This window comes from Flavobacterium limnosediminis JC2902 (genome assembly GCF_000498535.1).
Lineage (GTDB): Bacteria > Bacteroidota > Bacteroidia > Flavobacteriales > Flavobacteriaceae > Flavobacterium > Flavobacterium limnosediminis.
Genome location: NZ_AVGG01000023.1, coordinates 1 through 14,403, shown reverse-complemented (window position 1 = coordinate 14,403; position 14,403 = coordinate 1). Strand labels below are relative to the sequence as shown.

Sequence of the window (14,403 nt, the reverse complement as noted above, 5' to 3'; positions counted from 1 at the left end):
GATGAAGAAGATATTTTTTGCTTTACCCGGTAATGAAGCACTTACCAAATCACTAACAGAAAAATGTGGGGCCGAATCAGGCAAAGCAACTATCCGTCAATTTCCGGATGGGGAAACCTATATAAAAATTGAATCGGATGTAAAAGACAAACTGGTGGTATTAGTTTGCACGTTAAATTATCCAGATGATAAGTTATTACCGCTTTATTATCTGTCTGAAACAGCTAAAGAGTTAGGTGCAAAATCCATCTGTATTGTAGCTCCTTATTTAGCCTATATGCGCCAGGACAAACGATTTCTTTCGGGAGAAGGAATTACTTCAGCTTATTTTGCCAAACTTATTTCGTCTTTTACGGATTACCTTATTACTGTTGACCCGCATCTGCACAGAAGAAGTTCCTTATCCGAAATATATACCATCCCGACAACTCTAATTCATGCCTCCGATGTCCTTTCAAAATGGATTCGATACAATATTGAAAAACCACTGTTGGTGGGGCCTGACAGTGAAAGTGAACAATGGGTTTCTGAGGTTGCTCATCAGGCCGATGCTCCTTTTATTATTCTTGAAAAAATCAGACACGGCGATAATGAGGTGGAAATTTCCGTTCCGCATATTGAGCAATATAAAAACCATACTCCTGTTTTAGTCGACGATATTATTTCCACGGCGCGAACCATGATAGCAACAATCGGGCATCTGAAAAATATGGGGATGAAAAAACCGGTTTGCATCGGAATTCACGGCATCTTTGCCAATACTGCTTATTCTGATTTATACACGGCAGGCGCACAGGAAGTGATAACCTGCAACACTATTCCGCATATTTCAAACAGAATCAAGATTGACGAAAGTATTGCCTTGCTGATTGACCGTTTATAAAAATGACGTTTCTTGTCTGCGGAGGAAAAGTGCTTGTCATTCATATCTAATGACTGTGATGCTATTTTATTGCAACACTATAACCTTAAGAAAATCCTCTGTAAGTTACCTGCGTCAAGTATTTTAGTTTGCTTTTCTGAGTTTGATCCGGTAGTTGCTCATCTGTAAAAAAATCTTCCCTGTTTTCATCCCTTCTCCATGCATTTTTTTCCGATCTATATCCGTACCCTTCCCCACAAAGTTCAATGGAATTTTCATCTGTTCTATTTCAAAACTCACTTCTACCCTATTCGGCAAAATCATTTCCTCATTTTCATATTTCATCGCAAGTATATAAGTGCCATCCTTTTTAGTATTAATTTCCGATTCCGTAATACGCAGGTTAACGGTATCCAATAGTAATGTGGCTATGGAAAAATCGGCACGTTTGTCTGTTGGTATCACATTAATGACCTTATACAATTTCCCGTTTCTTGTTTCCGTACCTCTGTCAACTGTAATAAAGGGATATTCAAACAATTTATTCAGCGTAAAATCAAGTCCGCGTTTTGGTATCATTACAAAATCATCCGAAGAAAATTTTGTTGGCTTCCCTTTTTCACAAGTCATAACCGCATGCTTGGTGGGCATATTTATAAAACTGATATCCACATCCAATTTCAGGTTGGCGGTAAACTGTTCTATAACATCCATACGCTGCTTAATTTTAAGCAAATCGGCATCTACTGATTGTGCGTTCAATTTTGGCACACAAACAGTCAACAACCACACTAACATAATTAAGTAACGTGTCATCCTATATCTTTTTTATGAAATAAATAGACTCCTGTTCCCATAAACAATAGAGTGTACAGGATAAGTAAAACGGAATTCTGATAAATAATCTGCCATTCAATCCGGCTGTAAAAAAAGTATTGCCAGGTATCATTGAGCTTGGCAAAAAATAATCGGTCCAACAAATAATTATCAAATTCCACTTTTAGTAAAACATTGGAAAATATGAGAAAAAATGCTGCTATGATCCATGTTTTGGTGGCCTCTTTAAAAATAACAGCTATGGTTAAACTAACTACGGAAAAAAACACCATGGACAATGTTCCCGAAACAAAAGCCAATTGCAAACGATGAAAAGCATCATTTGATTCGAAAAAATTGAGTGTATTTAAATACACAACCAGGTCACCTTTACCGAAAATACCGTAGGAAAGCACAAATGCCGTAATTGCCATCAGTAAAACGACCATTATGGTAAACCCGACAGCCACAATATATTTGCTCAGAATAAATTTCCACTTGCTTACCGGTTGCAGCATAATGGTTTGAATGGTACGGTCTCTATATTCTGAAGTAAGCGAGCCGGAAATTATAATCATCAGAATTAAAGGCAGATGAAACCATAACATATTCAGAATAAGGTACACCAATAAATTACCATTTAACAAATTGCCTTTTAAATAAAATGTTTTTTTTAGGTTATCCAATAAAATGTCAATAATACTGCTTCCCTGATAATAGGCGCTGAAAAGAACAATTGCCTCTATTAAAAAAAGACAACCCAATGCATAATAGGTTTTGCTTTGCTTAAAAAGTTTACTGATTTCAGCAATTATAAGCGATTTCATATTGTTGCGGTTTCAAAAAGCCGTTCCAAACTTAATTCCGGTGAACACGAAGTTATGCAAATGCCTTCAAGGTATAATTGCCGAATCAATTCTGCGACCATTTCAGTACTTACCGACACCAATGCACAATTATCTTTGAATGATACTTCGTAAGCTTTTAAAGATTGGGAGGATGAAATATTTTCGGCACAAATACGATATGTACCGGTGTTATCTGCTATCAGTTTCTGAGCTGGACCAGTGTTTACAATCCTTCCTTCTTTCAGTACATACAAGGTATTACAAATAGCGCTTAATTCCCCAATGATATGGGACGATAAAATGATGGCCAGATTTTCTTTCTCCGCCAGATCAACAATCAGTTTTCGGAGTGTGGCAACCCCTAACGGATCCAATCCGGTAAAAGGTTCATCCAATACCAAACAGGCCGGATTATTTAACAAGGCAATGGCAATCCCTAATCGCTGTTTCATCCCCATAGAAAAATTTCTTACCGGGTCTTTTCTGTCCAATGGCAATCCGACTTTTGACAGCTCACTAATCAAAAAATCCTGATTCACGTTAACCCCCTGAATACTGCCAAATATTTTTAAATTATCATAAGCATTGAGATATTCATATAAAGCAGGTTTTTCTATGATACCTCCAATGGGCTTTACCCGGTTGGCACTAATTTGCACTGTACCGGAATCGGGGGTTACCAAACCAAAAAGAATTTTAAAAAGGGTCGTTTTTCCGGCTCCGTTGGCACCCAACAAACCGCATATTTCTCCTGTGGCACAGGATATGTTTACACTATCCAGCACCTTTCGGTTATCGTAAGATTTACTCAGATCGTGTCCGGAAATAATCATGATTGCAGTTTTGATTCTGATTGAAGAGTATGGTAATCAAATTTTGGCTTATAATCTTTTTCTAAAAAGGTACGCGACCAAAATTTATCCCGAAACAAGAAAAACGGGTCTTTCACCATAAAATAGGGAATAAAATGATACCATTTCACACCTTTCTTTCGGTAGTATTCTTTTACCTCATTACTGATACCCAGTTCATCTGCCGCAACAATTGCTGCCATCCGTTGGCATTTCGATATGATATAAGTATCAGCAATCCGTCTGTTAAAACCGTGCATGTAAAACTGATCTTTCGCCCTTTTATAATTTTGAAATCGGGACCACCCGTCCATTATCACCAAAAAAATATGTACAAAAGAAAACAAAAAACAAATGAGCCAGATTATAATAACCAACATTGATGATTCGACATAGGCTGACCTCAACTTTTCTCCAAAAAACCAAGCTTCCAAAATAAAGAGAACAAGGGAGTAATATAAAAGCTTACCCACACGTATGTAGGATATAATTATATGGGGCTGTTTTGGCAGAATTGGAAAAATCATATTCATAAGTCAAATATTTTTTATTGTATTTTAAAAGAATAACGATAACTGATAACCAACTGCCGATTGGGTAAGTATTCAAAACTTAACCGTGCTTTTCCTTAGGGATCGTACGATTCGTAATTCCATACGAACCGGAACTATTTGTTTGCTTTTTTGTTCTGATAATTAATCAATTAATGCGAATCAAGAGTTTGATCTATAACTTTTTGATTTTCAACGCAGCCCTGACAGGTTTTAAAAACCTGTCAGGGCTAACAATGAAGGATGTCAGTATTTTATTTCACCCCTTATTATGCATAATTCCAATATTTTACATCAAAGCTTTTGTTAAAGTTAAATAAAAAACTACAAATTCAAGCTACAATTTTTCGTTTTGTTTTTAAGAGATTATCTTACAAAAAAATAACACTTTTGCTTATCCGGTTAAAAACATACCTTCAACCCAATTTTCGACTTTAACAAAACAAACTCTTAAACATTATCATTTTACCATAAAAAACCTCTTTTTACGATGAAAATATTAAAAAAATCGTCAAAACAACCAACACAATCAAATGAATTTAACTAAATTTACCTAATAAATTTACTACAAATACCCTGCTTCCGCTGCTAAAACACGAAACAGTAAATTAATGGTAAATAAAACTGATCTAAATTTCAATCCGATGAAAACAATTAGAAACTTCTCAGTACTTCTTTTGATAACCGCATTATTAGTTTCCTGCAGTTCCCTTACTGTAAATACAGATTACGATAAGTCGGTCGATTTTTCAAAATACAAAAGCTTTTCTTTTTACGAACTAACCGACAAAAGTGGTTCTGTAAGTGAGTTAAACAAAAAGCGAATTGTTAATGCCGTAAAAAATGAAATGACAAAAAAAGGTTTTGTCGAATCGGCAGAAAATCCGGACGTTTTGATAAACATTACCACCATTTTAGCGGATAAAAAATCGATTACCGCAAATACCAATTATTACAATTACGGCGGATACTATCGCCCGTACTATTGGGGTGGCGGATATGCAGGGGCAACAACTTCGTATGACGTTTATGAATACAAAGACGGCTCCGTGATTATTGATGTAATCGACGCATCCAACAAACAGTTGATTTGGCAGGGTATCGGTAACAAGGAAATAGATTCGCCTTCTAAAAACCCGGAAAAAACCATCAATGAAGCCGTTGCGAAAATCATGGAAAATTTCCCTCCTAAAGCAAAAAAATAACATATCAATTAACAACTGAAAATAATTCAACAGAAACCAAAATTCAAAAACACTACACAACAATAAACCAACACTAATAATAAAAAAACAAGACTATGAAAAAACTACCCATCTTAATAACTTGCTTGCTACTGCTTTCCACATTTTTTGTGCAGGCACAAACCAGTGGTCAGGGCTCCTCAAGATCCATTAGGTTAAACCTTTACGGCTCTTATGCATTTGAGGACAGTTTTGACTCGTATTACGACTATGGCTATTATTACAACGGAAAAATAGAGGCAGGTTTCCTCTATGGAATCGGGGTCGAATTTGAAGCCGCTCCAATGACTTTCTTAGAACTATCCTGGCAAATGATGGATACTAGTGTACCGGCACAATACTACAACGGCGGAATTTTTGATGAAAATGCCAACTTTGACCTGGGACTGGACTACATCATGCTGGGCGGAAATCGCAGTTTCAGAAAACCAGGCTCAAAAGTGGAAGGCTTTTTTGGTTTGAGTGCCGGTGTGGGCATCATAAAATTAGAGAACCCTAGCAATGGCAATTCAGATTCCACAACAAAATTCGCATGGGGAATGAAAGGCGGCGCAACCATCTGGGCTACTGAAAAAGTAGGGGTTAAACTTCAGGCACAACTGTTATCCGTCGCTCAATCAGTCGGTGGTGGCGTATATATCGGCACAGGCGGACCTGGGGCCGGTGTAAGCAGTTATTCTTCAATTTACCAGTTTACGCTGGGGGGAGGGCTAGTTTTCAACGTTGGGAATTAACACAACTGGATCCATTTAAATTTATTTAATAGAAAAACCCTACGCAACTTTTAAAGTTATGTAGGGTTTTTTGATGCTTATTATACGGAAATTAATCCGTTAGGGCATCGTTACTAATTCATGATTTCACCTTAATCATGGTTTTCGATACTCTTATAAGCATCGATGACTTTCTTCACTAATCGGTGACGAACGATGTCTTTGTCGTCAAGATAAATGATTCCGATGCCTTCGATATCTTTCAGAACCAGAATCGCTTCTTTCAGTCCCGAAATCGTTCTGCGCGGCAAATCCACCTGACCAGGATCTCCGGTAATGATGAACTTGGCATTTTTTCCCATACGCGTTAAGAACATTTTCATTTGCGAATGTGTAGTGTTTTGTGCTTCATCCAGAATTACAAAAGCATTATCCAGAGTACGTCCGCGCATAAAAGCCAAAGGTGCAATCTGTATGATTCCTTTCAGAATATAATCGTCCAATGTTTGCGGCGGTAACATGTCGCGTAAAGCATCATATAACGGCTGCATATACGGATCAAGTTTCTCCTTCATATCACCGGGAAGGAACCCTAAATTTTCACCCGCTTCCACGGCAGGGCGTGTTAAAATGATTCGTTTTACCTGCTTTTCTTTTAAGGCTTTTACCGCCAAAGCCACACCGGTATAGGTTTTCCCTGTTCCCGCCGGACCTACGGCAAATACCATGTCGTTTTTGTGCACATATTCAACTAATTTCTGTTGATTGGGCGTCATGGCTTTAATCAGCTTACCTCCTATTCCATGCACCAGAATTTTGTCATGATCCGCCATACGGTGTTCGTCCTGACTGTTCGCCTGCACAATGCGCTCAATTACATTATCATCAATGGAATTGTAACGCGAAAAATGAGTAATTAATCGGTTAAAGCGTACTTCAAACTCATCCAAAATTTCCTTTTCTCCGTAGGCTTTCACCAGCGTGCCCCGGGCTACAATTTTTAATTTCGGATATAATTTTTTAATTACTTCAAGATGAGAATCTTGAGCACCCCAAAATTCTTTCGGAGTGATGTCTGTCAATTCGATGGTTCTTTCGTTCAAAAGCAGCAGGATTTAATTAAAAAATAAGTTAGCTTTGCATTATCTCAAATCTAGTGAATTTTAGAAAAACTTTCTGTAATAGTTATAAACAAAATGATGTCAATAATTACGCTAACTACCGATTTTGGCCTGAAAGACCACTTTGTTGGCACGTTAAAAGGCAAGATTATTACAGAACATCCTCAGGCACAGATTATTGATATTTCCCACAATGTGGATTTGTTTAACATTTCCGAAGCAAGTTACACCATCAATGCGGCTTACAACAGCTTTCCGAAAGGTTCCGTACACATAATCGGCGTTGATTCCGAACGTACTCCGGAAAATAAACACCTTGCCATGCAGTGGAACGATCATTTTTTTGTTTGTGCCGATAACGGAATCCTCAGCATTCTCACTCAAAAAATCGTCCCTCAGAAAATAGCTGAAATCAACATTCACGATCGCCTGCAGGAAAGCGCTACGGATATGGACGTGTTCGTGAAAGTGGCCTGTCATTTATCTAAAGGCGGAGCAATGAGCGTTATCGGCAAGGAAATCACATCGATTAAAGAAATTAATGAAATTCAAGCGGTTGTGGCATCTGATTACAAATCTATAAAGGGTTCCGTAGTTTACATAGATCATTTTGGCAATTGTGTAACCAATATTTCCCGAAAACTGATTCAGGAAACCGGAAAAGGACGCTCGTTTGAAGTTCGTTTCGGCACAAAAAACATTATTAAAAGCATTCATAAAAATTATTCCGATTTTAAAGTATCCGATAAATTCTCACTAAAAGACTTTGAAGGCGAACGACTGGCCCTATTTAACGAAGCCGGTTTTCTGGAAATTGCCATTTACAAAAGCAATCCGTCAACAGTTGGATCGGCCACATCCCTACTCGGACTTAAATTTAGGGATACGGTTACGATTCAATTCATATAACCGAACAACAAATAACCAAATTAACGAACAACCAAATAACCAAAAAAATAGTATGTTTGTACGCATTGTAAAACTGAGTTTTCACGAAGAAAACATCCCTGCATTTTTAGAGAATTTCGAACAAATGAAAGAGAAAATACGAAATGCGCCCGGAAACCGTTTACTTGAATTGTATCAGGATAAAAACAATCCGTGTATCTTTTTCACTTACAGCTATTGGGATGCCGAAGAAGACTTGGAAAATTACAGAAATTCGGAACTGTTTTACGACGTTTGGACATTCACCAAAAAACTGTTTAACGACAAACCCGAAGCGTGGAGCGTGGATAAGTTGGTAACTTTAGATTAAATTACGAATTATAAATTACGAATTACGTTTTAGGTAATCAAATAACCAAATTACCGCATAAACAAATAAACACAAAGAATGAAAGCATTATTATTAAGAGAAATCAAATCCTTTTTCGGTTCGCCGATCGGGTATTTGGTTATCGCTATTTTCCTTTTGCTCAACGGATTGTTCCTTTGGGTTTTTGAAGGGGAATTCAATATTTTAAAAAGCGGTTTCGCCGATTTGAGTCCGTTTTTCACCTTAGCCCCGTGGATTTTAATTTTCCTGATTCCGGCCGTAACCATGCGAAGTTTCTCCGATGAGAAAAAACAGGGAACCATCGAATTGATGCTGACCAAACCTTTAAGCACCTGGGAGATTGTGAACGGAAAATTCTTCGGCGCTTTCTTACTGATTGTTATCGCTATAATTCCCACACTAATCTATGTTTTCGTTATTTCTGATTTGGGTAATCCGACAGGAAACCTAGATATGGGAAGCACTATCGGATCGTATTTCGGATTGTTGTTTCTGATTGCGGCGTATTCAGCCATCGGGATTTTCACTTCCACCCTTTCCGATAATCAGATTGTGGCGTTTATTTTAGCTGTTTTCCTTTGCTTTTTCTTTTACTTCGGATTTGAAGGCTTAGCTTCTTTTATGGGTGATTTCGGCGGATTATTCTCTAGTTTCGGATTCGATTATCACTTTAAAAGCATGAGCCGCGGCGTTTTGGATACCCGTGACATCTTATATTTCGTTAGCGTTACCATTGCCTTTTTAGCAGGAACGGTGTATCAACTTAAATCCCTGAAATGGTAATGAAAGAAGCTAAAAAACAAGGATTAAAGCAGTTAGGATTACTTATCATCGGGTTAATTGCGCTGAATATTTTCGGAAATTACTTTTTCAAACGATTTGATTTAACGGCAGACAAACGCTATACGTTATCGGAAGCATCATTAAACATCATCAAGCAGATTGACAGTCCACTTTACATCGACGTCTTTTTAGAAGGTCAGTTCCCGGCCGAATTCAAGCGTTTGCAAGGCGAAACCCGTCAGACCTTAGAAGAATTCAAAGCTTACAATTCCAATATCATTTTCCAGTTTGTAAATCCGCTTGAAAAAGAAGAAGAGCGCGAGGCGAATATGAAAATGTTGTACCAACGCGGTTTAACACCTGTAAGCATCACGGTTGACGACAAAGGAAAACAATCTCAGGAAGTGGTTTTCCCGTGGGCAATTGCGACCTACAACGGAAAAACGACGAAAGTTCAGTTGCTGAAAAACATGATGGGCGCTTCTACCGAAGAAAAAGTAGTGAGTTCTGTTCAGCATTTGGAATATGCTTTAGCCGATGCGTTTAATAAAATCACCAAAGCAAAAGAAAAGAAAATCGCCGTAATCAAAGGCATTGGCGAACTACACGACATACAGATTGCCGATTTCCTTAAAACCGTTCGCGAAAGTTATTACATCGGGCCATTTACCATGGATTCTGTGGCTAAAAGTCCGCAACGTTCATTGGAAGCCCTTAAAAAATACGATCTGGCAATTATAGCAAAACCTTCAAAACGTTTTACCGAAGAAGAAAAAGAGGTGTTGGATCAGTTCATCCTTAACGGAGGAAAAACACTTTGGCTGGTAGATGGCGTTCAGGCGGAAATGGACAGTTTATACAACGAATCCGGTTCTATTTTAGCGTATCCGAAAGATTTGAACCTTACCGATATGTTCTTTAAATACGGGGTAAGAATCAATCCGCTTTTGGTAAAAGACGAACAAGCAACACCGATAAAACTGGCAACAGGTGAACCAGGAAGCAAAACGGAATATCAGCAATACCCGTGGAAATATGCACCGTTTGTGTATCCGCAATCGCAGCATCCTATCGTAAAAAATATCGAAGGTGTTAAATTCGAATTTGCCAATCCGATTGAATTACTGAAAAACGATATCAAGAAAACGGTTTTGATGGAATCATCCCAATATTCTAAAGCTATCGGAATTCCTACGGAAGTGAATCTTGAAATGGTAACCGAAGAAACGAGTCCGAAAGATTATCCTGAAGGCGGTTTATTGCCGATGTCGGTACTTTTGGAAGGAAAATTCCATTCGATGTATGAAAACCGTGTACTTCCTTTTAAAGACAAAACGTTTATCAATCAGGGAAAAAACAACAAAATGATTATCATTTCGGATGGGGATGTCATTAAAAACCAGTTAGATCAGGCTTATCAGCCTTTAGAATTGGGGTATGACAAATGGACGAATAACCTGTTCGGAAACAAGGAGTTTTTATTAAACTGTGTAAATTATCTGTTGGATGACAACGGACTTATTAACATTCGAAGCAAGGATGTCGATTTACCGTTATTGGACAAAGAAAAAGTACATGAAAATTATACCTTCACACAAATCCTAACTGTCGGATTACCAATAGTTGTACTGGCTGTTTTCGGATTCCTGTTTACGTTCCTCAGAAAACGAAAATATGCGCGTTAGTTGTTAATAAAAAATGTTTTTAAGTTAAGTAGTTTAGAATATATTTGTGAAGTGTAAAATGAAAATAAAATTTTACATACCTAAAAAAGAAAGAAGATGAAGTTTATAGTATCCAGCTCCTATTTGTTAAAACAATTGCAGGTTTTAGGTAGTGTTATCAACAGCAGTAACACCCTTCCTATTTTAGATAATTTCTTATTTGAATTAGACAACAACCAGTTACGTGTTTCGGCATCCGATTTAGAGACTACCATGTCTTCTACCCTAGAAATTGATTCCACAAGTCAGGGTAGCGTTGCCGTTCCTGCAAAATTATTACTGGAAATCCTTAAAACGTTCCCCGAACAACCTTTAACATTTACTGTTGAAGACAACAATACTATCGAAATCAGCTCTAATTCCGGTAAATATGCATTGGCATACGCTCCGGGTGAGGAATTCCCTAAAGCGGTTGTTTTAGACGAACCGTCTTCTACATTAGTTCCCGCCGAAGTATTGGCAACCGCCATCAGCAAAACCATTTTCGCTGCCGGAAACGATGATTTGCGTCCGGTAATGTCGGGAGTTTTCTTCCAGTTCTCTACAGAAGGGTTAATCTTCGTAGCGACGGATGCACACAAATTGGTAAAATATGCACGTACCGATGTAAAAGCTTCTCAGGCAGCCGATTTCATCATGCCAAAGAAACCTTTAAACATTTTAAAAGGAATCCTGGGAACATCGGATGCAGAAGTAAAAATTGAATACAACGATTCGAACGCAACCTTCTCTTTCGACAATTATACACTGACATGTCGTTTGATTGACGGTAAGTATCCGAATTACGAAGCGGTAATTCCGAAAGAGAATCCGAATAAATTAATAATGGACAGATCACAATTCTTAAGTTCTGTTCGTCGTGTGGCCATCTTTGCTAACAAAACCACGCATCAGATCCGTTTGAAAATCGCGGGTGCCGAATTGAACATTTCTGCAGAAGACATCGATTACTCCAACAAAGCAGAAGAACGTTTGACTTGTGATTACCAAGGTGATGATATGCAGATTGGTTTCAACTCCCGTTTCTTAACCGAAATGCTGACAAACCTTCAATCTGACGAAATCCAATTGGAAATGTCGTTACCAAACCGCGCCGGAATCCTTACTCCTGTTGACGGATTAGACGAAGGTGAAACAGTTACCATGCTGGTAATGCCGGTGATGCTGAACAATTAGTAGCAGTCACAGTTGACAGTCGCAGCAAACAGTGAAAACTGAGACTGAAGACTCATAAAAGTCTATAACCAACCCTTTTATACCAAAGAACCGCAATCCAGTTATGAGGAATTGCGGTTTTTTATTTTGGATTATTGGACTACTTAGATTGTTAGACTTTTTAGACTTCTTAGATTTTTGGATTTTTGGATTTTCTATTAAAACTCCCCTTGCGTTTACTAACGACTAACTACAAATTACTAACCACTATCATTTATTCTCATGAAAAGCTAAAATTGGTGTTTCGATGTGATAGGATAGTTTTTGAGTCAGGCTGTGAGTGAACAGTTCCTGAAAGAAGTTGCGTTTGTGGGTAACCATCGCCAGCATGTCAATATTTTGATGTTCCACAAAGTCAAGGATGGTTTCTTTCACATCATCATGCGGAATCATAAAGAACTCAACAGGTTCATTTTTAAAAGGGACTTTCCAGAATTCCATACCTTCTTCGGTTGTATTGAAACCATGGGTTCTTACGGTTATGCATTTCACTTTGGCATGAAATTTCTTGGCAATGGCAACTACCCGGTGCAAAGCCTCACTGTCCTGATCGTTAAATGTTGTGGTAAAACCTATATTCTGTATACGCGTAAATTTTGCTTTGTTGGGCACACTCAAAGTCGTTATCGGCACATTCACAATGGTATTTCCGGTATTGGAGCCCAAAAAGACTTCTTGCATACCGGAAGCACCGCTGGTACCCATTACAATCATGTCGATTTTCTCTTCACTGCACATGTCTTTCATGATACGAATCAAATCACCGTGGCGCAATACGTGACTCATTTTCACATCATCAAGCTGGTGTTTCTCTGCAATCTTACGCAAAAGCGGAATCTGATCCTTAAAATTCTCAAAGTTATTCAACTCGATGGAATCGTATATTTCAACCAATGTCACCGGAACTTCTCCAAATGACACTGTAGGCAAATCATAAACATGGAGCACAATTACCTCAGCATCAAATGATTTTGCCATTTCCAAAGCATATACAAACGCATTGTTTGCTGTTTCAGAAAAATCGGTTGGAAAAAGTATCTTTTTCATATATGTATAATTTATTTATTAGAGGTCATATATGGTATCGCTTTTTTATTTATTGTATTTGCTTGCGCAAACTCTTTGCCAGCGGCGATTTCATAGGTATTGATTTTCAAATCATTACATAAAGTTACTAAAAGAAACGCAAATAAAATCTGATTAATATCAGTTTTGCAATTATTTAACCCGAAACAACGAAATGAAATATATCCCATGAAAAACTACACGGACAAAAAACCAGAAAATCCACATCATATCGGTAACTCGCAGCCTTTACCGTATCATCTTAAAAAAGCTTTGTTTTTATCAGTCATTTACGGATAAAATAGGTTTTTTTATATGATAAGAAAGTTTCTGGGCAAAACTACGGGTGAACAAGTCTTCAAAGAAGTTGCGTTTACGTGAAGACATCACTAAAATATCAATATCCCGATTGTCAACAAAATCCAATACGGTTTGCTTTACATCATTGTGAGACACTAAAATAAACTCAACAGGCTCACTTTTGAAATTTTTTTTCCAATACTCCATTCTTTCATCCGATACATCAAAATCATCTGTTTTAACCGTCAGACATTTTACGACAGCCCGGAACATGGTGGCAAAATTTATAACTTTCATTAAAGAAACATTATCCCTCTCGCTGAATTTGGTTGTAAAGCCAATGTTTTTTATCCTGATAAACTCAGCCTCTTCCGGAACTGCAAGAACCGGTACGGATAAATTTGCAATCGCATTACCGGTATTTGAGCCTAAAAAAACTTTTTCCAAACCCGTTGCTCCCTTTGTGCCCATCACCACAAGATCAATATGTTCCTCTTTTATGATTCCCTTTATATTCTCAAGCAAATCCCCGTGCTTTAACACATGACTCATTTTAACGGTATTCATGTTATGCTTTTCTGCCAATTCCCGCAGGTGAGGAACATAATCTTTAAAATTTTCAAACTGATTAATTTCCATACTTTCATATACCGTCATCAGGTTTTGAGGAATCTGCGTATATGCCAAATTGGGCAAAACGAAAGTATGCAAAACCACCACTTCAGCATCATACGCCTTTGCCAGATTTAATACGTAAACAAATGCATTATCGGCCGTTTTAGAAAAATCTGTTGGGAAAAGAATCTTTTTCATAACACCTGACTTACAGTTAATTATATAAAATTACCAAAATAAACCTACACAAATCACTATCTTTAACAGTTTTACGACTATCTGCAAAAAAACAGGTGTATAAGGTTTCTTAGGTAGTTTCTGAGTAACTGAGTGGCTGAGTTTCTTAGTTTTTGAAGCGCTAAGGCATTGAGACACTTAGGCACTAAGACACACAATTACTCTTTACTCTTTACTCT

The 14,403-nt window shown here is 37.7% G+C and carries 15 protein-coding genes; 8 read left to right on the top strand and 7 right to left on the bottom strand.

Features of this window, described 5'->3' with window-relative positions; genetic code table 11:
* Position 1: 1 nt before the first annotated feature.
* Complete coding sequence (locus tag FLJC2902T_RS14475; protein WP_023580548.1) at positions 2-883, top strand: ribose-phosphate pyrophosphokinase; 882 nt, start codon at positions 2-4, stop codon at positions 881-883.
* A gap of 123 nt (positions 884-1,006) precedes the next feature.
* On the opposite strand, the gene FLJC2902T_RS14470 is transcribed toward FLJC2902T_RS14475, so the two are convergent.
* Genes FLJC2902T_RS14470 through FLJC2902T_RS16545 form a run of 4 tightly spaced genes read right to left on the bottom strand, consistent with a single transcriptional unit; the run spans position 1,007 to position 3,580 of the window.
* On the bottom strand, positions 1,007-1,678 hold the full coding sequence (locus FLJC2902T_RS14470) for a hypothetical protein (RefSeq protein WP_035679030.1): 672 nt from the start codon (positions 1,676-1,678) through the stop codon (positions 1,007-1,009).
* The gene (locus FLJC2902T_RS14465) at positions 1,675-2,505 is read right to left on the bottom strand and encodes an ABC transporter permease (protein ID WP_035679027.1); all 831 of its coding nucleotides are present in this window, start codon (positions 2,503-2,505) and stop codon (positions 1,675-1,677) included. The genes FLJC2902T_RS14470 and FLJC2902T_RS14465 overlap by 4 nt, the downstream gene beginning before the upstream one ends.
* Positions 2,502-3,359, bottom strand: a complete 858-nt coding sequence (locus FLJC2902T_RS14460) for an ABC transporter ATP-binding protein (protein ID WP_023580546.1) — start codon at positions 3,357-3,359, stop codon at positions 2,502-2,504. Before FLJC2902T_RS14460 ends, FLJC2902T_RS14465 begins: the two co-directional genes overlap by 4 nt.
* Positions 3,356-3,580 carry a hypothetical protein gene (locus FLJC2902T_RS16545; RefSeq protein WP_245594759.1) on the bottom strand — a complete coding sequence of 75 codons (225 nt, stop codon included), beginning with the start codon at positions 3,578-3,580 and terminating at the stop codon, positions 3,356-3,358. The genes FLJC2902T_RS14460 and FLJC2902T_RS16545 overlap by 4 nt, the downstream gene beginning before the upstream one ends.
* 992 nt (positions 3,581-4,572) lie before the next feature.
* Here FLJC2902T_RS16545 and FLJC2902T_RS14450 point away from each other — a divergent pair.
* Positions 4,573-5,133 (top strand): DUF4136 domain-containing protein, encoded by a 561-nt coding sequence (locus FLJC2902T_RS14450; RefSeq protein ID WP_023580545.1) that lies wholly within the window; start codon positions 4,573-4,575, stop codon positions 5,131-5,133.
* A 95-nt stretch (positions 5,134-5,228) separates the two neighbouring features.
* Positions 5,229-5,906 carry a hypothetical protein gene (locus FLJC2902T_RS14445; RefSeq protein WP_023580544.1) on the top strand — a complete coding sequence of 226 codons (678 nt, stop codon included), beginning with the start codon at positions 5,229-5,231 and terminating at the stop codon, positions 5,904-5,906.
* Positions 5,907-6,037: 131 nt separating this feature from the next.
* On the opposite strand, the gene FLJC2902T_RS14440 is transcribed toward FLJC2902T_RS14445, so the two are convergent.
* The gene (locus FLJC2902T_RS14440) at positions 6,038-6,988 is read right to left on the bottom strand and encodes a PhoH family protein (RefSeq protein ID WP_023580543.1); all 951 of its coding nucleotides are present in this window, start codon (positions 6,986-6,988) and stop codon (positions 6,038-6,040) included.
* Positions 6,989-7,084: 96 nt separating this feature from the next.
* Here FLJC2902T_RS14440 and FLJC2902T_RS14435 point away from each other — a divergent pair, with 96 nt between their 5' ends.
* From FLJC2902T_RS14435 to dnaN, 5 genes are all read left to right on the top strand, one after another.
* Complete coding sequence (locus tag FLJC2902T_RS14435) at positions 7,085-7,915, top strand: SAM hydrolase/SAM-dependent halogenase family protein (protein WP_035679023.1); 831 nt, start codon at positions 7,085-7,087, stop codon at positions 7,913-7,915.
* A 52-nt stretch (positions 7,916-7,967) separates the two neighbouring features.
* Positions 7,968-8,264 (top strand): putative quinol monooxygenase, encoded by a 297-nt coding sequence (locus FLJC2902T_RS14430; protein WP_023580541.1) that lies wholly within the window; start codon positions 7,968-7,970, stop codon positions 8,262-8,264.
* A 78-nt stretch (positions 8,265-8,342) separates the two neighbouring features.
* Positions 8,343-9,068 carry a gliding motility-associated ABC transporter permease subunit GldF gene (gene gldF, locus FLJC2902T_RS14425; RefSeq protein ID WP_023580540.1) on the top strand — a complete coding sequence of 242 codons (726 nt, stop codon included), beginning with the start codon at positions 8,343-8,345 and terminating at the stop codon, positions 9,066-9,068.
* A complete protein-coding gene (gene gldG / locus FLJC2902T_RS14420) occupies positions 9,068-10,753 on the top strand; it encodes a gliding motility-associated ABC transporter substrate-binding protein GldG (RefSeq protein ID WP_035679065.1) in 1,686 nt (561 codons plus the stop codon). The genes gldF and gldG overlap by 1 nt, the downstream gene beginning before the upstream one ends.
* Before the next feature lie 96 nt (positions 10,754-10,849).
* Positions 10,850-11,968 (top strand): DNA polymerase III subunit beta, encoded by a 1,119-nt coding sequence (gene dnaN / locus FLJC2902T_RS14415; protein WP_023580538.1) that lies wholly within the window; start codon positions 10,850-10,852, stop codon positions 11,966-11,968.
* Positions 11,969-12,217: 249 nt separating this feature from the next.
* Here dnaN and FLJC2902T_RS14410 read toward each other — a convergent pair whose 3' ends face one another.
* Complete coding sequence (locus tag FLJC2902T_RS14410; protein ID WP_023580537.1) at positions 12,218-13,054, bottom strand: universal stress protein; 837 nt, start codon at positions 13,052-13,054, stop codon at positions 12,218-12,220.
* A gap of 300 nt (positions 13,055-13,354) precedes the next feature.
* Complete coding sequence (locus FLJC2902T_RS14400) at positions 13,355-14,185, bottom strand: universal stress protein (protein ID WP_023580534.1); 831 nt, start codon at positions 14,183-14,185, stop codon at positions 13,355-13,357.
* Positions 14,186-14,403 lie beyond the last annotated feature (218 nt).